Genomic DNA, 25773 nt, shown 5'->3' with positions numbered 1-25773 from the left:
CCTCAGGCGTCAGCAGAAAAACAGATATCGGAAAGGAACGTATTGCCCTTCCGCCTGTTTTGCCGCTGGAGGCAACCATGAACATCAGATCGCTGAATATTTCACGCAGGGCATCCCTGTTTTTTGGCGTTATTACCTTGCTGCTGATTGGCCTCGGAGGATTCTCCTACGTGCAGATCGACCATCTGCGCACGGCCGAGCAGAACATCGAAGAAAACTCGTTGCCCAGCATTCAGGTCGTCGACGACATTCAGATCGCCCTGCTTCACGCTCGTCTGGAAAGCATCAGGATGCTCGCCAGTACCGATCCTGCCGTGCACAGCACAGCAGAAGCCAAAGCCCGGGAAGCGATAGAGGCGCTCAGGTCGAACAGCGAGTTTTATCGGAAAAATCTGATTTCGGGCGAAGCCGACCGTGCGCAATTCGAAGACGCCAACAACAAGATGGGGGCCTACATCGACGGCGTGAAACAGATCATCGCCCTGGACAGTTCCGATCATGAAAAAGCTGTTTCCTTTGCGAACTCAGAGCAGGTTCAGCGCGCCAATGCCTACCAGGAAAAACTCACCACCCTGCGTGGGCACAACGCTGAAGAAGCCGTGAGTTCCGGAAAAGATGCCACCGACGTGTACAACCACAGCGTCAATGTATTGCTGACCGTTGTTATTGCAGCGTCCCTTCTGACTGTGGTTCTGGCGATTACCCTGACACGCAGTATTGTCGATCCGCTCAACGCTTCCCTCAAACTGGCAGAAGACATCGCCGCAGGCGACCTGACCCGGCAACTGGGCATTACCGGCAGCGACGAAGCATCACGCTTGATGACGGCCCTCAACACCATGTCGGGGAACCTGCGTACCACCATTCATGAGATTTCCGGCGCATCCGCCCAATTAAGTACCGCTGCCGTCGAGATGACGTCAATCACCGAAAGCGCCGACCGTACACTGCAACAACAGAACAGCGAAATCGAACAGGCCGCCACTGCTGTAAACGAAATGAGTGCTGCCGTAGAAGAAGTCGCTCGTAATGCTACGTCTACCTCCCAGGCCGCCCAACAATCCAGCCTCTCTGCCGATCTGGGCAACCAGCGCGTGACCGAAACCCTGACCGCCATGCACAACCTGACCGGCCTGGTCGAGGGCTCCTCTGCACAAGTCACGGCCCTGGCCGGCCAGGCACAGGACATCAGCAAAGTGTTGGGCGTGATTCGCGGAATTGCCGAGCAGACCAACCTGCTGGCATTGAACGCAGCCATCGAAGCCGCGCGTGCCGGTGAACAAGGCCGTGGCTTTGCCGTGGTGGCTGATGAAGTACGCGCGCTGGCGCACCGCACACAGACGTCCACTCAGGAAGTCGAACAGATGATCTCGGCGATTCAGGCCGGTTCTTCGGCCACAGTCGAGTCCATGCAGAAGAGCACTCAGGAAGTCCACAGTACTCGCAAGACGGCAGAAGACGCCGGACAATCGCTGCGCCAGATCACCGACTCGGTACTGGAGATCAATAATCGTAACCTGCAGATCGCTGCGGCATCGGAACAACAGGCGCATGTAGCACGTGATGTCGACAGAAGTCTGATCAGCATCCGTGATCTGGCCGTACAGAGCAGCGAAGGCACCCGGCAAACACTGATTGCCAGTACCGAACTTTCGCAGTTGGCAGTCAACTTGAATGATCTTGTACTGCGCTTCAAGACATGATGCGAAACGGTATCCATAACTATCAGGCATGGCGACAGGGCAGCGGATTCGTCTGCTGCACCTTTTCATAGCGTTAGTGCCATTTCTGGCAAAAAAACAATAACAAAATGCCAGCACTCGACTGCCATTAAAGTTGCATTTCATGTGTTTCATTAACGATACAAATACCTGCTATTAGGTATGATGCGCGCTACTTGAATACGGGAAGTATGAGGTATGCCGTGCAGAATCATTGTGGCCGACGATCACCCGCTGTTTCGTGAGGGCATGCTGCGTACTATCGAGCGGCTGATACCCGAAGCGATTATTGAAGAAGCAGGCAATCTGGATGAAGTACTCACCCTCGCACGCCGGGGTGATGAGGTCGACACACTGGTGCTAGACCTGCGCTTTCCTGGGCTCACTTCGATGCAGACCATCGGCAGCCTGCGCAGCGAGTTCAAACGCACTTCAATCATTGTCGTCTCGATGGTCGATGATCTGGACACCATTTCACAGGTCATGTCTCAGGGTGCGGATGGCTTCATCGGCAAAAATATAGACCCCCTGGAAATTGCCGAATCCATCATCGCCATCCGCGATGGCGAAGTGGTGGTCAAGTACAAGCCCGAAGGTTCGTTACTGAGCGATCTGGACTCTGGCGCAATCAGCCATCTGACCGCACGTCAAAGAGAAGTACTGGGGCTTGTGGCGTCGGGAAAAACCAATAAGGAAATCGCCAGGGATCTGGGTATTTCACCCTTTACCGTGCGTATTCATGTCTCCAGCCTGCTCAAGGCGCTTGGTGTGCCCACCCGATCGGCTGCCGCTGCACAGTTTTCCAGCCTGGCCGGCAAACAGCACTGAGACGGTAGCCGTCATGTCATTACTGCCCCAACGAATAGATCTGGAAATGACTCAGGCGCTGCTGCGCATGGCGGTCATTGCCACATCGATCCTTTACGCACTGATCGCGTATGGGATGGATGAAATGTCAGAGAACAAGCTATTTGTGATCCTGGCTTATTGCATGGGCTTCGGCGTCGTCACGGTGGGGCTGATCATACGCATTGCCCAGCGCCCGGGTGCCTCCGGCAGACGACGTCTGTTTGCCCTGGTGACCGATAATCTGGCGGGAATCGTAACGATCTCGGTTGGCGGCGAGGCCATGTTGCCGGTGTACTCGGTAATGCTGAGCATGACGGTCGGCTACGGCATGCGCTACGGGCGCAACTACCTGCTGCTGGCAACCGGCTTTTCCATGATTTCGTTGATGATCATCATCGTGCTCACGCCGTTTCTGCGTGAACACCATGCTGTGGCCGTCATGATGATCCTGACCATGCTGGTCCTGCCGCTGTTTGTCTATTTTCTGCTTGGCCGACTGCACATGGCCCTTGAAGAAACCCAGGCAGCCAATCAGGCCAAGTCAAGGTTTCTGGCACAGGCCAGTCATGACCTGCGCCAGCCGATCCACTCCATCAGCCTGTTTACTGCCTGCCTGCGCGATGCGGCTTTGGGCGATAACGAACAACGTCTGGTAAATAACATCGACCGGGCATTGAGTGCGGTAGAACAACTGTTTCGTTCGTTGCTGGACATCTACACCCTCAATCAGGGCGAAGTCGCACCGCGCCCCGAATCAGTCGACCTGGATGCACTGCTCAACGGGCTGGCCGCTCAGAACAGCGAGGCTGCCACCTGGGCTGGCGTGGACATTCGCGTACACAGCGGCAACCATCACGTCTGGACCGACCCGGCATTGCTGCGCACGCTGTTGCAGAACCTTGTCTCCAATGCTTTCAAATACGCGCCGGGCAAACCGATTCTGATTGGCTGTCGCCGGCGAAAAGGCACCGTCAACATTGGTGTTTACGATCGGGGCCGCGGCATACCCGCCGAGCACTTGCCGCACTTGTGCAATGAGTTCTATCGCGTCCGCGAGAAGCGTGACCGCGACATTGAAGGTGTTGGCCTGGGGCTGAGTATCGTCAGCCGTATCGCCAGGCTCATGAATCTGCGGGTCAATATCAGTTCAGTGCCCGAGCGCGGCACTGCGGTAACCGTCAGCGGCCTGAAAGCCGTGGCCGCCAGCCAGCCGGTGAACAACATCGAAATCAACTGGAATACCCGCCTGCTTTCCGGTCTGCGCGTCATGCTGATCGAAGACAATCGCAACGTGCTTGAAGCCACCGCCATGTTGCTGCGCAGATGGGGCTGCGAGGTACAGACCTTCAGCAGCATCCCCGAGATCAGTGTCGACTGTGATCTGGTAGTCACTGACTTCGATCTGGATCGTACGGCCTCGGGCGCCGACTGCATTGCCTACCTGAGCGGGCTGCAGGGAAGACGCATACCCGCCATCGTGATTACCGGCCATGAGCTTCAGCACGTCCGGCAGACGCTGAACGATCCGGATATCCCCGTTCTATCAAAACCGGTAAGGCCGGTCGAACTGCGCTCGCTGTTGCTGAGTTTCAAGGCCGGTTCGGCGGTGTACTGACAGTCGTTGGAATGTGTTGCTTGCAGACGTTGGGCAGCGAGCTGTGGTCAATCAGTTGTGAAGCGCTCAACCACATTGCCCTTGAACTTGATGAAAATGCGCGTAATCGACGCTTTTCTTCCGGTAGCTTGCGTGCCGCTCAGTGTATTTGCGTCGCCTATCATTTCCTGCGCATCGCCCATACGCGATTGCCCTTGAAGCAAGGTGGATGCCGCGTCTCCGGAACCGTATCGGTTGGAGTACTTGACCGCCATTTTGGTCAATGAGTTAAGACCTGATTCGTTACGATCGTAGTACCACTCAGAGCTGTTATCGGACACATTGTCCTGCGCCGAATAAGGCGCACCAAACGCCTGGCGAATCTGTTCCTTGGTCGACTTGCGGGCAATGATGTTGGCTTTTATATAGTCAGGCGCATATTTGTAATCACCGGTCAGGGTATCGAGCGGGTTGCCGCCACCGGTCGAACAGGCCGTCATGGTTGCTGTGACCAGCGTAATCGCCGCCAACCCCCTTATGTTTGCCAAATGGCGAGAAATACCCATGCGCGTTCCCTCTGAAAACAAAGTCTGTTGTGAGTGATCCGTTCACACCACTGCAAGACCTGTTACGGTCGCGCACGCGCGGCCGGCGACGTTATAAAAACGTCGTCTGCCATCAACAAGTCAGGGTGTTATTCAGCGCATTAGCTTAAGTTGCCGAACCAGGGCCAGCCATAGTACGGATGTACTAGTAACAGTAAGGATGTACTGCTTCTGCAGACTGACAACTTTCTCAGAAACGGTAAGTCGCCCCCACGCCCAAAAAGCTGGCACGGTTCTGATAGCGCGCGCTGTAACTGGCCAGCGCATTGGCACGGCTGACATCAACGCTTTCTTCTTTAAGATAGGCGTAGGCAACATCAAGGGTCAGTTCTTTGCTGACGTCATAACCCGCCCCCACACTGAAGATCGTACGGTCGCCGGTCGGTGTGCGTGGCGAGCGATTGGTATTGCTGGTCGGTGACTGATCCAGACGAATGCCGGTACGCAACGACCAGTGTGAATCCAGTCGATACGATGTGCCGAGCGCATAGGCCCAGGTATCGTGCCAGTCCAGCCCGCCAGCGATAGCGCCAGACAAGGACGCAGCAAGTATCCCTCCACGCGCAGGGCTGATGTTCTCGGTGCTGAAACTCAGGTCCTTCATGCGACTCCAGCGCGTCCAGGTCGTCCCCGCATAAAGTGTCCAGGCATCGGTGAGCTTCTGGGTGACTGACAATTCGTAGGATTCAGGAGTATCGACCTGTAGCGAGCAGTCATAGCGATTGCTGCTCAGCAACTGGGCTGGCGTACCGGCACCTGTGGCAACCTCGGTGTGGCAATCCAGGTCGTAGCGCACTTTGGAGTGGTAGGTCAAACCAGCCTGCGTGGTATCAGTCAGGCTGGCCAGAACGCCGATATTGAAGCCCAGCGCGACATCCTTGCCCTTCACCTTCACATTACTGTCGGCGATGGCCGGGTTAAGCGTCAGGTCCGACTCCAGCGAGCCGGCAAACTGATTGATGGTCGGCCCGAAGCCCACCGATACCCTGTCATTGAAGGCATAACTCAATGTCGGTTGCAGGGTCAGAACTTTTGCATCGCTCTTGCTGGCAAAGGCACGCCCTTGAAAACCGCGTTCGTAATCCGTCGCCAGGCCGAACGGCACGTACGCGCCAAGGCCGATGGCCCAGTGTTCATTCAGCCTGCGAGTATAAAAACCGAACGGGATGGCCTTGAATGGCACCATGTCGCCATCGTTGCTGCCGCTCGAACGTCCACTCGCCTGGCTGATATCCGTCGATGCATCGATAAAGGTAGCGCCACCGGTGACCTGCTGGCCGGCCAGACGCGCCATGCCTGCAGGGTTGCCGTATACCGTGCCGGCATCTTCGGCGGCAGAGGCCCGGCCCGCAAACGCTGTGCCCATGCCGCTTATACCTTGCTCGTTAAGCGCAAAGCCACCTGCATACAAGTGCGTGGAAATCATGGCAACCGTGAAGCCCAGGGTCGTCTTGTGCATGGTGTTCAATGCTCGCAGTAAAGGGGGTCCGGTCAACCCGTTTGAAGGAGAAACTGCCTGCATACACCTGCAAAGTGTTTTCAGGCATTCCATGCGCTGGCAAACCTGCGATTTTATCAACCCAAAAATAGGATCCCTATAGTACACATGTACTAGTACACACCTCTTGGGTAAGTCCTAAACGTTGACAAGGGCATTAAACTCGTTAAATAGTTGGAGGCGAGGAACACAATATTTTATGTAAGCCACGATCAGGTATGGCACGATCACTTCCTGCACAAGATCGGCAGCATCAGGCGTACTGCCAAGGCTGCATCAGTGCTTTTATGACCAGGGTGACGCATTTTGAACAACAAATTGACTTCAGCAGAGCTGGCAGTCATCAGTGAGATCGAGGCCACTTCCAGCCTTTTAAGGCTGGTGACCCGGCTGACCGGCCTGAGATTCGCGGCAATTGCCAAAGTAACCGAAACCAGCTGGACGGCATGTGCCGTGTACGACGAGATCAAGTTCGGACTGGAGGCCGGTCACGAGCTCAAACTGGAAACCACGCTGTGCAATGAATTGCGCCAGCATAAGTGTCCTATCGTAATCAACGAAGTTGCCACGGATGCGGTCTACGCAGAGCACCCCATCCCGAAACTCTATGGCTTTCAGAGCTATTTCTCGTTGCCGATCATTTTCCCCAACGGAGACTTCTTCGGCACGCTGTGCGGTCTGGACAACCTGCCGACGCCACTCGACGATGCCGATACGCTCGATACCCTGAAAGTCTTCTGCACGTTGATCGCCAGCACGCTTTACGCGCACTACCAACTGCAGGAAATGCAGGAAGTCACTGCTTAAGGCATGGAATGCCTCAGGTGCGCAATTGCCGTTCCATGGTCAATGTGCGCTCTTCCCCTTCCTGATGCTCTCGCACCAACCTGAAACCCAGCGCCTTGTAAAACTCCTGCGCAGTCAAGGATGACGGCACAATCAGCAGCCCTATATCAGTCTCCAGGGCGACACGTTCCAGCTTTGCCATCAACAAACGCCCGACGCCCCGACGATGCCAGTCAGGGTCGACAAACACCGAGCGCACAACCTGCCCCTCCAGGCTGGCAGTTCCGACAACCACCTCCCCCGCCACCGCCACCGCCACCGCCACAAACATCCGACGTTGCTGCATGAGCCGCTCGATGGCAGACGGGCTGAAACTCAGTTGCACGCGCTCGATCACACTGACTGGGTAATCCCTGGCATTGCTGGTGCGCAAGGCAGCCAGCACCACTCGACTGATGGCGTCAGCGTCTGCTCTCCGTGCGGGTCGAACCTTGATGTCCATTTTTCGTACCTGGGCAGATAAACCGCACATGAAGAGCACAGTGAAAGCCGGCTTCGTTGATACCGGGCCATGACCGTTTTGCTGATGTGTAACCAAACGACGAATGGCATTTTTTGTAACACTCTGCATACAAACGGGCAGGCCCTTTATCTTATGGGGCTGCGCGACCGATAGCGCTTAAAAAGTAGCCGTCTGCGGCCGATCAACCTGTACCTCGCCTGTGATTGAATTTTTTTCATCTGTTAAAGTCGGTTCCGTGATGTCATATAGTCATCACCGAACACCCATCGAGAATTTTATGAACGCCAGTGCCCCCATTCCGCTGAATGAAACGCAACGTCTGTTGCGCATCAGGGAGCTGTGCGTACTTGAAAACACCTCTGACGACGTGTTCGATGAAATCGTGGCGATGACCGCCGATTTCTTCCAGGCGCCGATTGCGTTGATCTCGATTGTCGATGAACACCGTCAGTGGTTTCGCGCCAGAGTGGGTTTGAATGCCCAGGAAACGCCACGCAACGTCTCCTTCTGTGCTTACACGATCCTTTCCGACTCGCTGTTTGAAATTCCGGATGCGACCCTCGACGACCGGTTCATGAACAATAGCCTGGTGACCGGCCACCCCGATATTCGCTACTACGCGGGTGCCCCGCTGATTACCGATGACGGCATCGCTCTGGGCAGCCTGTGCGTGATCGACACCAAGCCGCGTGAACCGATGAGCGAGCATCAGATGCAGATGCTCAAGCGTTTCGCCTCATTGGTCATGAAGCGCATAGTCAGCTTGCGCCTCAGTTGCTTCATTGATCAGCCGACCGGCCTGTACAACCGGTCACGCCTGCAGGAAGACATCCATCAGGCACTGCTATCGAGCGTTGATTATCAGTTGGTCGTGGTGGACATGATCACCTCTGCGTTCCTGAACGATATCGTCAAGGCTCTGGGCTACAGCTTCTCTCAGGATCTGGTGACAGAAATCAAGAGCCGCCTGGAGCATCTGCTGCCGCCAACCTGTTCGCTGTACAAGGTCAGCCCTACCCGCTTCGGCTTTCTGCTGCCCGGAGAAAGAGCGCCTGATCATCTGTTTCGTACCATTCTCGAAGACTTCGAGACACCGGTAGAATGCCGGGGCATCCCGGTGCAGATGCAGGTGGGTCTGGGGGTTGTCACCCTGAACCGCGACCCGACCGAAGAGCAGGACTGGATGCGCATGGTCATCAGCGCTGCCGATGATGCCCGCGACCGGAATCTGGGCTGGGCGACGTACGAGCCGCACTTCGATGCCGCCCAGCAACGTGCTTTCAAACTGCTCAGTTCGTTGACCAGCGCAGTCCACTCGCATGATCAACTGCGCCTGGTCTACCAGCCGCGCATCGACCTCGCCTCTGGTGTGTGCACCTCGGTAGAAGCCTTGCTGCGCTGGAACCACCCGACGCTCGGTCCCATTGGGCCTGCCGAATTCGTACCGCTGGCCGAGAAAACCGCACTCATGCGTCCGCTGAGTCTGTGGGTGCTGACAAGCGCAATCGAGCAGGCCGCGCGCTGGCAGCAACAAGGCTTCGATTTCCGTATTGCGATCAACGTCACCCCGGAAGACCTTACCGGTCCGGCTTTCACTGACCGGATGATTCGCCTGCTGGGTCAGCACAAGATCGACCCCACACGCTTTGAGCTGGAGTTCACCGAGGGCGCGTTGATGCACAACCCGGCCGAAGTGCGTCACCAGTTGGAACGCATGCGTCAGATGGGCATGGATGTGGCGATCGATGACTTTGGTACGGGCTACAGCAACTGGAACTACCTGCGGCAATTGCCCGCGACCACCGTCAAGCTCGATCAGTCGCTGATTCGCAATCTGGCGTCTGACAAGACCGATCAGCGTCTGGTCAAGGCACTGATCGGCCTTGCCAAGAAGCTGGGTTATTGCGTGGTGGCCGAAGGCATCGAAACAGACGAAATTCGCCGCCTGGTCAAGCAATGGGGCTGTGATGAGGGGCAGGGCTATCTGATTTCTAAACCTATGGAAGCCGACGCCGTACTCAACTGGCTAGGCCCGGACCGCCGCCTGCAAACGGTCACCGAAGCCGCCGAAGCCGCTGTCATCCGCGACAAACGGTTATAACCTTAGAACACTTCTTCATAACCGTTTGCAACACAAGCCGTTATGCTGCCCGCCACTTTTTGCCTGATGCGTTTGCTTGAATAGGTTGGTTATGGAAGCGGGTGGTCTGGGGTTTGTAGTTGCAGGGTTGGTAGTCGGTTTTATCGTTGGCATGACCGGAGTCGGCGGCGGCTCGCTGATGACGCCCATTCTGTTGTGGTTCGGCATCAACCCGGCCACAGCGGTCGGCACGGACCTGCTATATGCAGCGATTACCAAATCCGGCGGGGTTCTGGTACATCGCAAGAATGACAACATCGACTGGAAAGTCACCGGTCTGCTGACCCTGGGCAGCGTCCCTGCCGTGCTGCTGACGCTGTGGTTCCTGAGCACACTGCATACCGCACCTGAGGCCCTGAACGCGATCATCAAGCAGGCGCTGGGCTTTGTACTGCTGTTGACTGCCCTGGCCGTTCTGTTCAAGAAAAAGCTGCTGGCCTTCGCTCATGGTCGCGGGGATGGACATTCGTTTTTCAGCGGTACGAGCCTGACAGTATTGACCGTCATCACCGGCTTGATCCTCGGCACCATGGTCGCACTGACGTCCATTGGTGCGGGCGCGCTGGGTACCGTGGCGTTGTTCATCCTCTACCCTCTGCTACCGACCCGGCGTCTGGTAGGCACGGAAATCGCCCACGCCGTCCCTCTTACGCTGGTTGCAGGTCTGGGCCACGCGAGCATGGGTAACATGAACTGGGAATTGCTGGGCTGGCTGCTGATGGGTTCATTGCCGGGCATTTACCTGGGCAGCCACATGGCGGGCCGCGTTTCCGACGACCTGCTGCGGCCTTTCCTGGCCATCATGCTGGGCATGATCGGCTTCAAGCTGGTGTTCTGATCGGCGCCTATCCATCAGCCTGTCACATTTCTGAGTCAGGCTTGCCCACGAACACAGTCTCGAAAGCCGCAGAGCCGGTTTGCCTGCAGGCCGTGCGCACTCATCGGGAATTATAATTTTTTGTAGCGAGACACCGATTTTCGGCGCAGGATTTCGTGCGTCAGCTTCAGCGCCGATGACCCGGCACAGACTTACCCTCACTGAAAGGAGATGCCAACAATGCTCATCCGAATTGAAGAAGGTGTATATGGCGGCGCTTGGGTTGTAATACTGGACGACTATCCGGTCAAATGCCGGAGCTGGCAGGAAGCCAGAGAATTTGCCGACCGCATGAAATCCAGAATCGACGCGCCTCATTCGCTGCCGCATATGACACGCCGCGCAGCCGCCGAAATAAGCGTTCAGGCGGCCGCCCGCTAGACCGACCCCATCCCCGCGAATCACTCGACACAGCGTTGCCACGCAACCGGCGACGCTGTTTCACCCCGTCACCACGCCGCTTGAATTATCGAACCACTTCTCGTTTCCATGACATCCGTTTCACATCCTCTTCACGTCCGGCTGAGTAAATTGACCCTACTCCTTTGATGAATCCCATTTGGCCCACCCCGTTGTGGGCCTTTTTTTTGCCTATAGAAAAGTACCAGCACTCCTCCATGGATCAGGCCGGGCTATTCGCTTCCCACTGTTTGCGACGAAGAAGCAGTCAGGACCGGACTGCTCAGGACACCAGCGCTCAGCTCCGCCAAGCGATCATTGCCTGTACCGTTGGCCGTGTTGTTGCTCCAATTCGCTGTCGTCGTTGCCACCCAGCCCAACACAAACAATGCAACCGCCTGCAACGCCCACTTGGTAATGATCGACATGTGCTCTCTCCTTGTTCGGGTCTGGATGGCGAGCATGTAAACACCTCACCATGACAGAAGAATTGCAGAGATTTTTATTTTTGCCAGCCACAAGCGCATCTTTGTGAAAAGAAGGTTTGTGAAACAGGAATGAGCGGTCTGCGAGAGAAATACCCACACTCATGAGCGGGGTATTTCCGGAAGGCGGGGTCAGTACTTGGTGCTTTGCTGCTCAGGCCTGGCAGGCGTGTTCACATGGCGCGGACCAGCGACCAGCAGGGCCAATACGCCAGCAATCGGCACGGCAACAACAACGATGATCCACATCAGCTTGTTGCTGGATTGTGTCTTGCTCTTGCGAATACGCATGACTGCCCAAATGTCCGAAATCACGATCAGAGCAGTCAGCGCTGCAAACAGCCACAAATGATTTTCCGATATCCAACCCATTTGAAATCTCCTGCACCATCAACGAAGGCAGCCAGACCGGCTGCCCTACTGTAGAAGATGCTGGAAAGCGGCCTAAAGTTCAGAGAATCTTTCGGATTGTGACCGGGTGCTCAGCCCAGAGGCAAGAGCGTCCAGAACGGCACACACAAGCAGAGCATGAGCACGATAGGCGTATTCCTCTGCACGTCGTTCCTCACGCTCCGGCGTGGGGATGCCGTTCGTGACGTTCCGCGTCACACTCCCGTCAGGTAATCGGTGCCGGGTTGAACAGCGTGATGTCGTTATGCAGCCGGTAGTGCTCGGTCCAGGTCTTTTTCTTGCCGCTGGCCACATCCAGATAGAAGTGGAAAAGCTCCCAGCCCAGGTCCTCGATGCTTGCGCGTCCTGTGGCAATGCGTCCGGCGTCTATGTCGATCAGGTCAGGCCAGCGCTGAGCCAGTTCGGTGCGGGTCGAGACCTTCACCACCGGTGCCATCGCCAGACCATACGGCGTACCGCGTCCGGTAGTGAACACATGCAGGTTCATACCGGCCGCCAATTGCAACGTACCGCAGACGAAGTCACTGGCAGGCGTAGCGCAGAAGATCAGCCCCTTGCCATTGACCCGCTCACCAGGGCCGAGCACGCCATTGATGGCGCTGCTGCCTGACTTGACGATAGACCCTAGAGACTTCTCGACAATGTTCGACAAACCGCCTTTCTTGTTGCCAGGTGTAGTGTTGGCGCTGCGATCTGCCTCGCCTTTGGCCAGGTAACGGTCGTACCAGTCCATTTCCCGCACCAGAGCCTGCGCGACCTCCTGGTCCTGCGCGCGGGATGTCAGCAGATAGATGGCGTCGCGCACTTCGGTTACTTCGGAAAACATCACCGTCGCACCGGCACGCAGCAACAGATCCGAGGCGTAGCCCAGCGCCGGGTTGGCGGTGATGCCGGAAAACGCATCACTGCCGCCGCACTGCATGCCAAGGATCAACTCCGACGCCGGAACCGTTTCGCGACGCCGCAGATCCAGCTTTTTCAAACGTGTTTCGGCCAGTTCCATGATCTGTTCGATCATTTCATTGAAGCCATGACTGGAATCCTGCAAGCGATACAGCCAAGGCTCGCTGAGGTCCACCGAGCTGTCGCCCTCATGCATCACCTGCCCGGCCTGCAACTTCTCGCAGCCCAGGCTGATCACCAGCGCCTCGCCACCCAGGTTCGGGTTGCGTGCCAGATTGCGCACAGTACGAATCGGAATATAGGCATCGGTGGCAGTGATTGCCACGCCGCAGCCGTAGCTGTGAGTCAGGGCCACGACGTCATCGACGTTCGGGTACCTGGGCAACAGCTCGTCGCGGATGCGCTTGACCGCGTGGTCGAGCACACCGGTCACGCACTGCACGGTGGTGGTGATACCCAAAATGTTACGGGTACCCACGGTGCCGTCAGCGTTGCGATAGCCTTCGAAGGTATAACCCTCCAGCGGGGCCTGTTTCTCGGGCACCGCGTCGGACATCGGCAGGCTGTCGAGCGCAGGTGCCGAGGGCATGCGCAATTGGTCTTCCCTGACCCAGCTGCCACGCGGTATCGGTTGCAGCGCATAGCCAATGGTGTGGCCGTAACGAATCACGGCCTCGCCCACGGCCAGGTCAACAGTACTGACCTTGTGGCTCTGCGGGACGTTATCGACAGTCACCAGGCCGTTGTCGAATTCGGTTCCGGCCGGCACGCCCTGGTCGTTGACCACGACCACGACGTTATCCAGCGGATGCAGCCGGATATAGCGCGGCGAATCGGCATGTTGAATCAGGTTCATCACGGTTTCCTCAGGATTTCGCTTCGGAAAGGTCGCTGACCGAGTCGTTCAGCAATGGCCCCTTGGCAGGCGGCTCTTTCAATTCCACACGCTTGATTTCACCCACGATGAAAATGTAACTGATTACCGCCAACAGCGCGTTGGCGCCCACGAACACCAGTGCCCATTTGAACGAGCCGGTGCTGCTGATGATGTAACCAATCACGATCGGAGTGGTGATCGATGCAATGTTACCGAAGGTGTTGAACAGACCACCGCTCAAACCGGCAATCTGCTTGGGTGAAACATCGGACATGACAGCCCAGCCCAGTGCTCCGACGCCTTTGCCGAAGAATGCCAGGGCCATGAAGCCTACCACCACCCATTCGATGTCAACGTAGTTGCAGGTCACGATCGAGGTGGACAGCAGCAGGCCACCGATGATCGGCGCCTTGCGGGCAAAGGTCAGCGAGTGGCCCTTGCGCAGCAGGTAGTCGGAGATGATTCCGCCCAGCACGCCGCCAATGAAGCCACAGATAGCTGGCAACGAGGCAATAATACCCGCCTTGAGGATGGTCATGCCGCGCTCCTGAACCAGGTACACCGGGAACCAGGTCAAGAAGAAGTAGGTGATACCGTTGATGCAGTATTGGCTGAGGTAGATACCCAGCATCATGCGGTTGGTCAGCAACTGGCGGATGTAATCCCACTTCGGTCCGCTGCTGGCTGCTTTTTCCTTGCCTTTGCCCTTGTCCTGATCCAGGTCGACCAGCGCACCATTGTTGGAGATGTGCTCGAACTCGGCCTCGTTGATCATCGGGTGATTGCGCGGACCGTAGATGACCTTCATCCAGATCATCGAGAACAGGATACCGACTGCGCCCATGACCACGAACACGTGCTGCCAGCCGTAGGTGTAGACAATCCAGCCCATCAGCGGAGCGAACAGAACGGTGGCGAAGTATTGCGCCGAGTTGAAGATCGCCGAGGCCGTGCCGCGCTCGGCGGTCGGGAACCAGGCGGCGACGATGCGGGCGTTGCCCGGGAAGGAAGGCGCTTCAGCCAACCCGACCAGAAAGCGCAGCATGAACAGCGCGACGATGGCGGTGGAAATACCGAACTCACCCACATAGCCTTGCAGCAGGGTGAACAGCGACCAGGTGAAAATGCTCATGGCGTAGACTTTCTTCGACCCGAAACGGTCGAGCAGCCAGCCACCGGGGATCTGACCGGCCACGTAGGCCCAGCCAAATGCGGAGAAGATATAGCCCAGAGTGACCGGAGTGATGCCGAGGTCTTTCTGGATGCTGGAACCAGCGATAGCGATGGTGGCACGGTCGGCGTAGTTGATCGTGGTGACCAGAAACAGCATCAACAGAATCAAATAGCGGACGTGCGTCGGCTTGGACTTTTGCATGGTAGAGCTCCCACTGATTATTTTTTTACGCGGGTAAAGCTGTTTTTGGGTGTTGCATTACAGGCCCCTTGGCAGTGTCGCGGCGACGACAGCTACCACCTGTAAGGGTCATGCATTCCAACGACAAAACCGCTGATCGCTCAGCGGTTTTGTCCTGGGGGTGTTACTGCTTGCCTTGTTTGTCCATCAGCGCGGCGAGCATGTCGCACTCGTCCGGAGTCAGGTCAGTCAATGGCGCACGCACCGGGCCTGCGTCGTAGCCGGCGATTTTTGCGCCCGCCTTGACGATACTCACGGCGTAACCGGCCTTGCGATTGCGGATTTCCAGATACGGCAGGAAGAAATCGTCGATGTACTTGCCGACCGTCTCGTGATCGTCACGGGCAATGGCGTGGTAGAAGTCCATAGCCAGCTTCGGCACGAAGTTGAAGACCGCAGACGAGTAAACCGGCACGCCCAGCGCCTTGTAGGCAGCGGCATAGACTTCAGCGGTCGGCAGGCCGCCCAGGTACGAGAAGCGGTCGCCGAGACGGCGGCGGATCGAAACCATCAGCTCTATATCACCCAGACCGTCCTTGTAACCGATCAGGTTCGGGCAACGCTCGGCCAGTTGCTCCAGCAGGGTTGGGGTCAGGCGGCAGACGTTACGGTTGTAGACAACCACACCGATCTTCACCGACTTGCACACCGCTTCAACGTGGGCGGCAACGCCGTCCTGACTGGCTTCGGTCAGGTAATGCGGCAGCAGCAGCAGACCTTTGGCGCCCAGACGCTCGGCTTCCTGAGCGTACTCGATGGCCTGACGGGTCGGACCGCCTACACCGGCCAGGATTGGCACGCTGGTGGCGCAGGTGTCGACGGCAGTCTTGATTATTTCGGAGTATTCGCTGGCGGCCAGGGAGAAGAACTCACCTGTGCCACCTGCGGCGAACAGAGCGCTGGCGCCGTACGGTGCCAGCCACTCGAGGCGTTTGATGTAGCCCGCGCGATGGAAGTCGCCCTGAGCGTTGAAATCGGTAACCGGGAAAGACAGCAGACCGGATGAGAGGATGGACTTCAGTTCTTGTGGATTCATTATTCGAACACCCTGGAGGACATAATTGTTAGAGGATCACCGGGTCAGTGCCGATGTCGTAAGTCATCGTACAACTGATAATAAAATCACTCAACAGGGATTTTCGGGTTTTTTCAGAGGGAGAGGACCGGGGCCGTTTTTGGCTCACGCGATGCCGCGTAGATTTGTGACGCAGAGCGTCACGACAGGCATTCCCACGCTGGAGCGTGAGGAACGATAGGCCTCAATCCACCTAACCTATCGTGCGACGCTCCGCGTCGCATGCCGTTCTGGACGCTCTGCGTCCTCTTTAATCGTCAGGCCCGCTGCGACTCGGCTTCTTCGTGGGCGTGGCGCAGGCGTTCGCGGCTGTTGGTCAGGTGCAGGCGCATGGCGGCGCGGGCCGCATCGGAGTCCTGACGGGCGATGGCGTCGAAAATTTCTTCGTGCTCGCGGCTCAGGCGGTCCATGTAGTGCTGCTGATCATCATGGGCCAGACGCGCAGAGTTCAACCGTGTGCGCGGGATGATGCTGGTGCCCAAGTGGGTCATGATGTCCGTGAAGTAGCGATTGCCGGTCGATAGCGCAATCTGCAAGTGGAACTGGAAGTCAGACGCCACCGCATCCGTGGCGTGTGCGGCACTTTCATTGAGCGCATCCAGCGCCGAACGCATCGCCGCCAACTGCTCGTCACTGCGCCGCTGGGCTGCCAGCCCGGCCGACTCGACTTCCAGGCTGATACGCAATTCGAGAATAGCCAGCACATCACGCAGAGTGACAATGGTGGCCGGATCGATACGGAACCCACTGGGGCTTGGCGTATCGAGAACGAAGGTGCCGATCCCGTGGCGGGTCTCGACCAGACCGGACGCTTGCAGGCGCGAAATCGCCTCGCGTACCACGGTGCGGCTAACGCCCTGCTCTTCCATGATTGCGGATTCGGTAGGCAGTTTGTCGCCACGCTTGAGCTGACCGCTGCGAATTCGCTCGGACAGCTCAGTCACCAACTCCTGCGCGAGGCTGCGGTGTTTTCTACGGGCGCGGGGCGGAGCGCTTTGATTTTCCATCCAACATCGATCTCTGGACTGCTAAACATGGGCTAATCATAGCTCAGCGGTTGTATGATCACACCCTCAAAAGCGCCACCCGCCCAACAGCACTAACCTCAAACCGCTGCTGGTGTCGGTTGCTCAAGCAGTTTTGCGCCCTCGATACGCACATGCCGACCATGAAAGCGTTTGAGGCTGCTGCGATGTCCGATACTGACCAGCGTCAAACCGGGCAGGCCATCAATGATTGCGCGGTGCATGGCAGCCTCGTCATCCTCATCCATGGCCGAGGTGGCCTCATCCATATACAGCCAGCTTGGCGCGACCAGCAAGGCGCGAGCAAACGCCACTCGCTGCTGCTCGCCGGGCGACAGAAAGCGTTGCCAGTGATTACTTTCATCCAGTCGCGGTATCAGGTGCTCCAGACGACACTGGTTCAGCACCTCTGCAAAGCGTTCTGCCGGGTAGCGTTGCGCAGGTTGTGGATAACTCATTGCATCACGCAATGTGCCGATGGGCAGATAAGGCCGTTGCGGCAGGAACAGCGCCGTCCCTGTGGGCAAGCAAATCTGGCCCGAACCGTGCGGCCATAGACCACCGAAAGCCTTCAGCAACGAGCTTTTGCCACTGCCCGAGCGACCACTGAGCATCACTCGCTCTCCCGGACCGATATGCAGATTGGCATCGCTCAACAGTTGACGCCCCCCTGCGAGGCTCAATTCCAGGCCACGCAGGTCCAGTGTGTCGTTAGCGTGAACCCTTTCAATGGCCGGTTGCTGCGCTTCATGATCAGTCATGGCCTGACGGAAGCTCAGCAGGCGGTCACAGGTGGCGCGCCATGAGGCCAGCGTGCTGTAGGCGCTGATGAACCAACTGAAGTTCTCCTGCACATTACCGAATGCCGAATTGATCTGCATCAGATCACCCAACTCGATCTTGCCCGAAAAATACCGCGGCGCAGCCACGATAAAAGGAAAGATCAGGGCAATCTGCGAATAACCTGATGTGAAGAACGTCAGTCGCTTCTGGACTTTCATGGATGCCCGGAAGTTATTCCAGATCATCATGAAGCGCCCGCTGAGGCGCTGGTTTTCATTACGCTCGCCCTCGGACAAGGCAATGCTTTCGGCGTTTTCCCGAACGCGCACCAGAGCAAAACGCAGGTCCGCCTCAAAGCGCTCCTGTTGGTTGTTCAACGGGATCAGGCGCTTGCCGATCCAGTGCGTCAACAGGCTGCCGATAAGCGCATAAAGCAGGGCCGCCCAGAACATATAGCCGGGTATGGTGACCCCGAACAGTTCGATGCTGCCCGACACGCCCCAGAGAATGACCGAGAACGAGACAAGACTGACGACCGCACTCATCAAGCCAAGCCCCAGACTGAGGGTGCTGGTGGTGAACTCGTTGAGGTCTTCGGACAGACGCTGGTCGGGGTTGTCGGTATACCCGCCCTGCTCCAGGTGGTAGTAGTTCTTGTCTGCTAACCAGCGGGCGAAGTGCTGTTCAGTCAGCCAGCGACGCCAGCGAATGGTCAGCAACTGGGTCAGGTACAGACGATAAACCGCTGCCAAAATGGCGATCGCGGCGATACCGCTGAAGTACAGGATCAGGTGGGTGAAGGCAGCCAGGTCCTTATTCTGCAGCGCGTTGTAAAAATCCCGATACCAGCTGTTGAAGAAGACCGACACTTGTACGCTGAACAGCGACAGCGCAATCACCGAAACCAGCAACAGCCAGGCGGTGACCTTTTCCTCACTGCGCCAATACGGCGTTATCAGCTTCCAGACGCGGCGTAGAAACGCCCCTTTCACAGTGTCGTTGACGGCAGAATATTCAGCATTGCGATTCATGTAGGTCAGGCTCGCTCTCTTTGAAAGTACGATGCCTGATCACAATGAAGCAAAAAAACGCCTACACGACCACTATGAAAAAACCTTCATTAACGCCGCACAGGGCGCTTCTGCAACTTGCGTTGCAAGGTCCGGCGATGCATGCCCAGCGCCCGGGCTGTGGCGGAAATATTGCCCTCGTGCTCGGTCAGCACGCGCTGGATGTGCTCCCACTGCAAGCGATCCACCGACATCGGATTCTCGGGGACCAGCGTGTCGAGGTTGGCGTGTTCGGACAGCAGAGCCGCCAGCACATCATCGGCATCAGCCGGTTTGCACAGGTAATTGCACGCGCCGCGCTTGATGGCTTCGACCGCCGTGGCAATGCTCGAATAACCGGTGAGGATCACCACACGCATGTCCGGGTCCATTTCCAGCAGCTTGGGCAAAAGCACCAGACCTGAATCGCCATCCATTTTCAGGTCCAGCGCGGCGTATTCAGGAATGTCCTGCTGCGCCAGCGCCAGGCCTTCCTCGGCTGAACCTGCGGTGCTCACACGAAAACCACGACGGCTCATGGCCCTCGCCATTACACGGGTGAACGTCGCGTCGTCATCGACCAGCAACAGGTGCGGCAGCTCTTCGCCTTCGACCTGGATGTCTTCGTCACTCATGCTTCTTCTCCTCGCGTATCTCGGGGCAGGCGCAGCTCGGTGAGCGTACCGCCTTCTTCATGACTGTAGAGCTTTACCGCGCCACCCGCACGGGTGACGCTGGCCTTGCTCAGAAACAGACCCAGGCCGAAACCTTTGCCCTTGGTAGTAAAGAACGGCTTGCCGATCTGTTCGGCAATCGCCAGCGGCACACCTGCGCCGTGGTCGCGAATACTGATACAGACTTCTGTGCTGTCCCAGTTCAGGTTGACTTCAAGGCCATCGGGGCAGGCGTCGGCCGCGTTGTTGAGCAGGTTGAGCAGCGCCTGGGTAAGGTCCGGTGGCGGGGCCAGCATCGGCACCTCGCCCTTGCCCAACTGGTAAAAGCGGTAGCTCACTTCCGGGCGCATCAAATGCCAACGGTTAAGGGATTCGTCCAGCCAGCGGGTGGCAGGCTGCTGCTCAACGGCCATACGCCGGTTGGCTTCGGCGGCACGCACCAGTTGCTGAAGGGTCTGTTTGCACTGCTTGACCTGCTCCTGCAACACCGACAGGTCGTCCTGCAAAGCAGGGTCACCGTGGTCCTGGCGCATTTCCTTGAGCAGCACGCTCATGGTCGCCAGTGGAGTGCCCAATTCATGGGCCGCGCCTGCGGCCTGAGTCGCGACGGCAAGCAGTTGTTGATCGCGCAAGCCCTCCTCCCGGCGCTCGGCGCGCAACTGCTCCTGGCGACGCAGCTCTTCGGCCATCTTTGCCGCGAAAAAGGTGATGACGGAAGCCGCCAGCGCAAAACTCAGCCACATGCCGTAGACCTGCATGTTTTCCCGGGCAATGGAATCGGTTTCCAGCGGGTAGGAACGCACCATCAGCAAGGTGTACATGCTCAGCGCAAAGCCGGACAGAATCAGCGAGTAACGCCACGGCAGTGTGGCGGCGGCAATAGTCAGCGGCACCAGATAATAAGACACGAACGGGTTGGCCGAGCCGCCCGAGTAATACAGCAGCGCGCTGTGAATCAGCAGGTCCAGCGCCAGTTGCAGCGCATATTCGAGCTCGGTGAGCGGCAGCGAGGTGCGCAGACGAATGACTGTCAGCCCGCACAGCACCAGCGAGCAGCCCAGGGTGATCGACAGTTGCAGCCACGGCAGTGGCAGAAAGTCGAACAGCCAGGCCATACCTACCGAGCCGGCTTGCGCGGCCAGCACCAGAATACGGATGAATGTCAGGCGCCACAGGTTTTGACGTGTGGCTGAAAGCATTTGAACGGGGGCGAGCATGAGCTCTCCTGATGAGTGCTCCAGGCGGATCACAGCGAGTATAACCAAGCGAGAGGTAAAACTGGAAAAGTGCGTCAACGCACCGCACACCAGAGCAGTCCGGCATCGCAGGAACCGGGCCAAAGCGCTACAGTCAGAACACTTTGCGCCGAGCGACACGTGTCGCAGGCCGTTTGATAACAAGGAGCTCTCATGTTCAATCTTCGCCCTGCTGCCACGCTCGTCGCGCTGGCCGCCGCCCTGTCCAGCCTGCCGGCCCTGGCTGAAGAAGCCCGCTACAACCAGATTTCCTTGCGCGCCGAGGTCAACCAGGAAGTCCAGCGCGACCTGATGCTGGTTACCCTTTATACCGAAGCACAGGACAGCGACCCGGCCAAACTGGCAGCTCAGATCACTGAAACCCTGAACAAGGCTCTGGGCCAGGCGCGGCAGGTCAAGGATGTGAAGATCCGTCAGGGCAGCCGCAACAGCTATCCGGTTTACGACGATAAAGGGCAGAAGATCACCGGCTGGCGTGAACGCGCCGAGCTGCGTCTGGAAAGTGCGGACTTTGCGGTACTTTCGAAGCTGACCGGCGAGCTGCTGACGGATCTGAAAATGGGCGGCATGGACTTCTCGATCTCGCCATCGACCCGCAAGGCCAGCGAAGACGCCCTGCTCAAGGACGCCGTGACTGCGTTCAAGGCCCGAGCGCAACTGGTCACAGAAGCCTTGGGCGGCACGGGTTACAAGCTGGTTAACCTGAACCTGAACACCTCGGGCTACCCGCAGCCGTATCTGCGCGCACCGGTGATGATGATGGCAAAATCCTCGCGGGAAGACTCAGCGCCAACACCCGATGTCGAAGCGGGCACCAGCCAGGTCAGCGTTGCAGCCGATGGCGTGATTGAAGTCGCGATTCCCTGAGAAACGGTCATCATTTATTCCGAGCCCGGAAACCGGAGCTCAATCAGCACAACTATCGCTCCCATGCTCTGCGTGGGAATGCAGTTACGGACGCTCTGCGTCCAATATTGAGAACGCAGCACTACGCGAGGGATCCATGGGACACACACTCTTCAAACCGCTGCTGCTGACCTCCGCCCTGCTGGCCTGCGCACCTCTGGCCCAGGCGGCCAGCACACTGGTGTATTGCTCGGAAGCCAGCCCGGCCGGTTTCGACCCCAGTCAGTACACCAGCGGCACCGACTTCGATGCCTCGGCCGAAACCGTCTTCAACCGCCTGACCCAATTCAAGCGTGGCGGCACGGAAGTGGAGCCAGGCCTGGCTACTCGCTGGGACGTCTCGCCGGATGGCCTGACCTACACGTTTCATCTGCGCGACGGCGTGAAGTTTCACACCACGGACTACTTCACTCCTACTCGCGCATTCAACGCGGACGACGTGCTGTTCACGTTCAACCGCCTGCTCGACGCCAACCATCCGTTCCGCAAGGCCTACCCGTCCGAGTCGCCCTACTTCACTGACATGGGTCTGAACACAACGATCAAGAGCGTCGAGAAAGTCGACCCGCTGACCGTCAAGTTCACCCTGAACAACATTGACGCTGCGTTCGTGCAGAACCTGGCCATGAGCTTCGCGTCCATCCAGTCTGCCGAATACGCTGACAAATTGCTCAAGGAAGGCAAGGCCGAGGAGTTGAACCAGAAGCCGATCGGCACTGGCCCGTTCGTCTTCAAACGCTACCAGAAAGACTCGCAGATCCGTTACGCGGGCAACACCGAGTACTGGAAGCCCGAGGACGTGAAGATCGACAATCTGATCTTCTCGATCAGCAGCGATGCCGCAGTGCGCATGCAGAAGCTCAAGGCTGGCGAATGTCAGGTCAGCGGCTATCCGCGTCCGCAGGACATCGAAGAAATGAAAAAGGACCCGAAACTCAAGGTCCTCAGCCAGCCGGGCTTCAACCTGGGGTTCCTCGCCTACAACGTCACCCATGCGCCGCTTGATCAGCTCAAGGTGCGCCAGGCGCTGGACATGGCTATCGATAAACCGGCGATTATCAAAGCGGTTTACCAGAGCGCCGGTCAACTGGCCGAAAACGCCTTGCCGCCGGGTCAGTGGAGCTATGACCCGACGATCAAGGATGCCCCTCACGATCTGACCAAGGCAAAGCAACTGCTCAAGGAAGCAGGCGTGGCACCGGGCACGAAAATCGACCTGTGGGCCATGACCGTACAGCGCGCCTCGAACCCCAATGCGCGCATGTCTGCACAGATGATTCAGTCCGACTGGGAAAAGATCGGCATCAAGGCCAACATCGTCAGCTACGAGTGGGGCGAATACATCAAGCGCGCCAAGGCAGGCGAGCATGACGCGATGATCTACGGCTGGACCGGTGACAACGGCGACCCTGACAACTGGCTAGGTGTGCTGTACAGCTGTGCAGCCGTCAAAGGCAGCAACTACGCCAAGTGGTGCGACCCGGCCTACGACAAGCTGGTGCAGCAGGCCAAGCTGACCAGTAACCGCGACGAGCGCATCAAGCTTTATCAGCAGGCCCAGCACATTCTCAAGCAGCAGGTACCGATCACACCTATTGCCAACTCGAAGGTGTTTCAGCCGATGCGCCAGGAAGTGCAGGACTTCAAGATCAGCCCATTCGGTCTGACACCCTTCTATGGTGTCAGCCTGGGAACAGTGAAGTAACAACATGGCTCCAACCGGGTGCATTTTTCTCACCCGGTTGCGCCTTAACGGTGCGTGAAACGTTTCAAAAAACGACACGCAAACGATCAACAGGGTCGAAAATTACACTTTCGCGACATTCCTGTACGATCGTGCCACTCTTTGTCGCTTCTTTGGCGTCACTGTCTTGCTTTGGGTATGGCCCCTGCATAAGTATCGGATGGATCGGCTCACGAGGTCGTTCCCTCTAATCAAAATGACAACAACTGAGGCAACCATGCTCAAACACGCGGTCATTCCGTTTCTGGTCGGCGCCAGCCTGCTCGCCAGTGCTCCTTTCGCTCACGCAGCTTCGAATCTGGTGTTCTGCTCCGAGGGCAGCCCTGCCGGGTTCGATCCAGGTCAATACACCACAGGTACTGACTTCGACGCCGCAGCAGAGACCATTTTCAACCGCCTGAGCCAGTTTGAACGCGGCGGCACCGCCGTGGTGCCCGGCCTGGCAACCAAGTGGGACATTTCTGATGATGGCCTGACGTACACCTTCCACCTTCGCGAAGGCGTCAAGTTTCACACCACGCCCTACTTCAAGCCGACCCGTGAATTCAATGCCGATGACGTGCTGTTCACGTTCAATCGCATGATCGACAAGGACTTGCCTTACCGCAAAGCGTATCCGACCGAATTCCCGTACTTCACTGATATGGGTATGGACACCAACATCACCAAGATCGAAAAAGTCGACGACCACACCGTCAAGTTCACTCTTGGCAAAGTCGACGCTGCGTTCATCCAGAACATGGCCATGAGCTTCGCGTCCATCCAGTCCGCAGAGTACGCCGCCAAGCTGCTCAAGGAAGGCAAGCCGGAGCTGATCAACCAGCAGCCTATCGGCACCGGTCCGTTTGTGTTCAAGAGCTACCAGAAAGACTCCAATATTCGTTACACCGGCAACAAGGACTATTGGAAGCCTGAAGACGTCAAGGTCGACAACCTGATCTTCGCCATCACCACCGACGCCTCGGTGCGCATGCAGAAGCTCAAGAAAAACGAATGCCAGATCACCGCTTACCCACGTCCTGCCGACCTTGAGCCACTCAAGGCCGACAAAAACCTGAAGATGCCTGATCAGGCTGGCTTCAACCTGGGTTACATCGCCTACAACGTGATGCCTGAGATCAAGGGCGAAGACCATCCAAATCCCCTGGCTCAGTTGAAAGTGCGCCAAGCGCTGGACATGGCGGTCAACAAGCAGCAGATCATCGACTCGGTTTACCAGGGTGCAGGTCAATTGGCGGTCAACGCCATGCCGCCGACCCAGTGGTCCTATGACACCACCATCAAGGATGCCAAGTACGATCCCGAGAAAGCTCGCGAGCTGCTCAAGGAAGCGGGCATCAAGGAAGGCACCGAAATCACCCTGTGGGCGATGCCGGTTCAGCGTCCTTACAACCCCAACGCCAAACTGATGGCCGAAATGCTCCAGAACGACTGGAAGAAGATCGGTATCAACGCCAAGATCGTCAGCTATGAATGGGGCGAGTACATCAAGCGCGCCAAGAATGGCGAGAACGGCGCCATGCTGATTGGCTGGAGCGGCGACAACGGTGACCCGGACAACTGGCTCGGCACCCTGTTCGGCTGTGACGCCCTGAACGGCAACAACTTTGCCAAATGGTGTGACAAGCCGTTCGACACGCTGATCCATCAGGCCAAGGAAACGTCCGATCAGGCCAAGCGCACCGAGCTGTACAAACAGGCGCAACACCTCCTGAAAGACGCAGTGCCGATGACGCCTATTGCGCACTCGACTGTCTACCAGCCCATGCGCACTAGCGTACAGGACTTCAAGATCAGCCCGTTTGGCTTGAATTCCTTCTACGGCGTGAGCGTAACCGGGAAATAAAACCGGCGGCAGGCTGCGCCGGCCCAACCGGCGCAGCCTGCCGTTCTACCTGAACATGAGCCCCGAGCAGTTGGTTGAAAAAGTGTCGATATTGGCACTCTTCGACTATCACTAAGATATTTCCTACGCACTTTGCTGCCTGCGAGCCTATATACCGCGCGTCTTTGGCGAATTACCGTCCTGAGGTCGCGGCAACTGGCAGGAAGCCAGCCGCTTCGTGGCCGTGGTAACCCAATGTGTGCGGACAGGTTGTTCGGAAATCTTTTTCGGGTCAGCGCCTTCGGGCCAGTTAGACATTCGAGCCTCGGCTCGTCCTTTGAAGGATAGGGATCA

At 57.5% G+C, this 25773-nt stretch carries 22 protein-coding genes and 1 pseudogene; 11 read left to right on the top strand and 12 right to left on the bottom strand.

Translation table 11 applies throughout. The features are described from left to right. Positions 1 to 77: 77 nt before the first annotated feature. The 4 genes and pseudogenes from LJU29_RS29515 to LJU29_RS05080 form a co-directional block, all read left to right on the top strand. Positions 78 to 845, top strand: a pseudogene (locus LJU29_RS29515) (MCP four helix bundle domain-containing protein); the annotation flags it as partial. Continuing rightward, positions 822 to 1703, top strand: a complete 882-nt coding sequence (locus tag LJU29_RS29510; RefSeq protein ID WP_369812046.1) for a methyl-accepting chemotaxis protein — start codon at positions 822 to 824, stop codon at positions 1701 to 1703. The pseudogene LJU29_RS29515 and the gene LJU29_RS29510, both read left to right, overlap by 24 nt. A 216-nt stretch (positions 1704 to 1919) precedes the next feature. Continuing rightward, a complete protein-coding gene (locus LJU29_RS05085) occupies positions 1920 to 2549 on the top strand; it encodes a response regulator (protein WP_005734219.1) in 630 nt (209 codons plus the stop codon). Positions 2550 to 2595: 46 nt separating this feature from the next. Next, positions 2596 to 4185 (top strand): hybrid sensor histidine kinase/response regulator, encoded by a 1590-nt coding sequence (locus LJU29_RS05080; protein WP_054996610.1) that lies wholly within the window; start codon positions 2596 to 2598, stop codon positions 4183 to 4185. 47 nt (positions 4186 to 4232) lie between these two features. Here the strand turns inward: LJU29_RS05080 and LJU29_RS05075 are convergent, their stop codons facing one another. After that, positions 4233 to 4730 carry a hypothetical protein gene (locus tag LJU29_RS05075; protein ID WP_257111737.1) on the bottom strand — a complete coding sequence of 166 codons (498 nt, stop codon included), beginning with the start codon at positions 4728 to 4730 and terminating at the stop codon, positions 4233 to 4235. A gap of 229 nt (positions 4731 to 4959) precedes the next feature. After that, the gene (locus LJU29_RS05070; protein WP_004656740.1) at positions 4960 to 6228 is read right to left on the bottom strand and encodes an OmpP1/FadL family transporter; all 1269 of its coding nucleotides are present in this window, start codon (positions 6226 to 6228) and stop codon (positions 4960 to 4962) included. Between the two features lie 345 nt (positions 6229 to 6573). Between LJU29_RS05070 and LJU29_RS05065 the strand changes: the two genes are divergently transcribed. Then, positions 6574 to 7074: a GAF domain-containing protein gene (locus LJU29_RS05065; protein ID WP_005754201.1), complete on the top strand. Its 501-nt coding sequence runs from the start codon at positions 6574 to 6576 to the stop codon at positions 7072 to 7074. Between the two features lie 13 nt (positions 7075 to 7087). On the opposite strand, the gene LJU29_RS05060 is transcribed toward LJU29_RS05065, so the two are convergent. Beyond that, positions 7088 to 7555 (bottom strand): GNAT family N-acetyltransferase, encoded by a 468-nt coding sequence (locus LJU29_RS05060; protein WP_057453466.1) that lies wholly within the window; start codon positions 7553 to 7555, stop codon positions 7088 to 7090. A 298-nt stretch (positions 7556 to 7853) separates the two neighbouring features. On the opposite strand from LJU29_RS05060, the gene LJU29_RS05055 reads away from it, so the two are divergent. From LJU29_RS05055 to LJU29_RS05045, 3 genes are all read left to right on the top strand, one after another. Continuing rightward, positions 7854 to 9677 (top strand): sensor domain-containing phosphodiesterase, encoded by a 1824-nt coding sequence (locus tag LJU29_RS05055; protein WP_005754205.1) that lies wholly within the window; start codon positions 7854 to 7856, stop codon positions 9675 to 9677. Positions 9678 to 9768: 91 nt separating this feature from the next. Beyond that, positions 9769 to 10554 (top strand): sulfite exporter TauE/SafE family protein, encoded by a 786-nt coding sequence (locus LJU29_RS05050; RefSeq protein ID WP_004666230.1) that lies wholly within the window; start codon positions 9769 to 9771, stop codon positions 10552 to 10554. 219 nt (positions 10555 to 10773) lie between these two features. After that, the gene (locus LJU29_RS05045) at positions 10774 to 10974 is read left to right on the top strand and encodes a hypothetical protein (protein WP_005754207.1); all 201 of its coding nucleotides are present in this window, start codon (positions 10774 to 10776) and stop codon (positions 10972 to 10974) included. Between the two features lie 251 nt (positions 10975 to 11225). Here the strand turns inward: LJU29_RS05045 and LJU29_RS05040 are convergent, their stop codons facing one another. The 9 genes from LJU29_RS05040 to LJU29_RS05000 form a co-directional block, all read right to left on the bottom strand. Continuing rightward, on the bottom strand, positions 11226 to 11420 hold the full coding sequence (locus LJU29_RS05040) for a hypothetical protein (RefSeq protein ID WP_257111736.1): 195 nt from the start codon (positions 11418 to 11420) through the stop codon (positions 11226 to 11228). 189 nt (positions 11421 to 11609) lie between these two features. Further along, entirely contained in the window at positions 11610 to 11849 is a 240-nt protein-coding gene (locus LJU29_RS05035) for a PLD nuclease N-terminal domain-containing protein (RefSeq protein WP_257111735.1), read from the bottom strand. 244 nt (positions 11850 to 12093) lie between these two features. Continuing rightward, positions 12094 to 13647, bottom strand: a complete 1554-nt coding sequence (garD, locus tag LJU29_RS05030; RefSeq protein ID WP_004666231.1) for a galactarate dehydratase — start codon at positions 13645 to 13647, stop codon at positions 12094 to 12096. 10 nt (positions 13648 to 13657) lie between these two features. Next, positions 13658 to 15043 (bottom strand): MFS transporter, encoded by a 1386-nt coding sequence (locus tag LJU29_RS05025; RefSeq protein ID WP_005754211.1) that lies wholly within the window; start codon positions 15041 to 15043, stop codon positions 13658 to 13660. 163 nt (positions 15044 to 15206) lie between these two features. Beyond that, complete coding sequence (gene kdgD, locus LJU29_RS05020) at positions 15207 to 16118, bottom strand: 5-dehydro-4-deoxyglucarate dehydratase (RefSeq protein ID WP_257111734.1); 912 nt, start codon at positions 16116 to 16118, stop codon at positions 15207 to 15209. A gap of 296 nt (positions 16119 to 16414) precedes the next feature. Further along, positions 16415 to 17164: a FadR/GntR family transcriptional regulator gene (locus LJU29_RS05015; RefSeq protein ID WP_002555183.1), complete on the bottom strand. Its 750-nt coding sequence runs from the start codon at positions 17162 to 17164 to the stop codon at positions 16415 to 16417. A 98-nt stretch (positions 17165 to 17262) separates the two neighbouring features. Continuing rightward, positions 17263 to 18996 carry an ABC transporter ATP-binding protein/permease gene (locus tag LJU29_RS05010; protein ID WP_054996920.1) on the bottom strand — a complete coding sequence of 578 codons (1734 nt, stop codon included), beginning with the start codon at positions 18994 to 18996 and terminating at the stop codon, positions 17263 to 17265. Positions 18997 to 19085: 89 nt separating this feature from the next. Continuing rightward, positions 19086 to 19649: a response regulator transcription factor gene (locus LJU29_RS05005; protein ID WP_002555185.1), complete on the bottom strand. Its 564-nt coding sequence runs from the start codon at positions 19647 to 19649 to the stop codon at positions 19086 to 19088. Then, positions 19646 to 20905, bottom strand: coding sequence for an ATP-binding protein (locus LJU29_RS05000; RefSeq protein ID WP_257111733.1), 1260 nt, complete (start codon positions 20903 to 20905; stop codon positions 19646 to 19648). The genes LJU29_RS05005 and LJU29_RS05000 overlap by 4 nt, the downstream gene beginning before the upstream one ends. Positions 20906 to 21097: 192 nt before the next feature. On the opposite strand from LJU29_RS05000, the gene LJU29_RS04995 reads away from it, so the two are divergent. The 3 genes from LJU29_RS04995 to LJU29_RS04985 all read left to right on the top strand — a co-directional run bounded on the left by LJU29_RS04995 (position 21098) and on the right by LJU29_RS04985 (position 25440). Beyond that, the gene (locus LJU29_RS04995) at positions 21098 to 21811 is read left to right on the top strand and encodes an SIMPL domain-containing protein (protein WP_005745322.1); all 714 of its coding nucleotides are present in this window, start codon (positions 21098 to 21100) and stop codon (positions 21809 to 21811) included. Between the two features lie 136 nt (positions 21812 to 21947). Then, a complete protein-coding gene (locus LJU29_RS04990; protein ID WP_002555188.1) occupies positions 21948 to 23555 on the top strand; it encodes an ABC transporter substrate-binding protein in 1608 nt (535 codons plus the stop codon). A 256-nt stretch (positions 23556 to 23811) separates the two neighbouring features. Continuing rightward, on the top strand, positions 23812 to 25440 hold the full coding sequence (locus tag LJU29_RS04985; RefSeq protein ID WP_257111732.1) for an ABC transporter substrate-binding protein: 1629 nt from the start codon (positions 23812 to 23814) through the stop codon (positions 25438 to 25440). The last annotated feature ends 333 nt before the right edge of the window (positions 25441 to 25773 follow it).

It is taken from the genome of Pseudomonas ficuserectae (assembly GCF_024584585.1).
Classification (GTDB): domain Bacteria; phylum Pseudomonadota; class Gammaproteobacteria; order Pseudomonadales; family Pseudomonadaceae; genus Aquipseudomonas; species Aquipseudomonas amygdali.
This window is presented reverse-complemented; position numbering and strand designations above follow the sequence as displayed.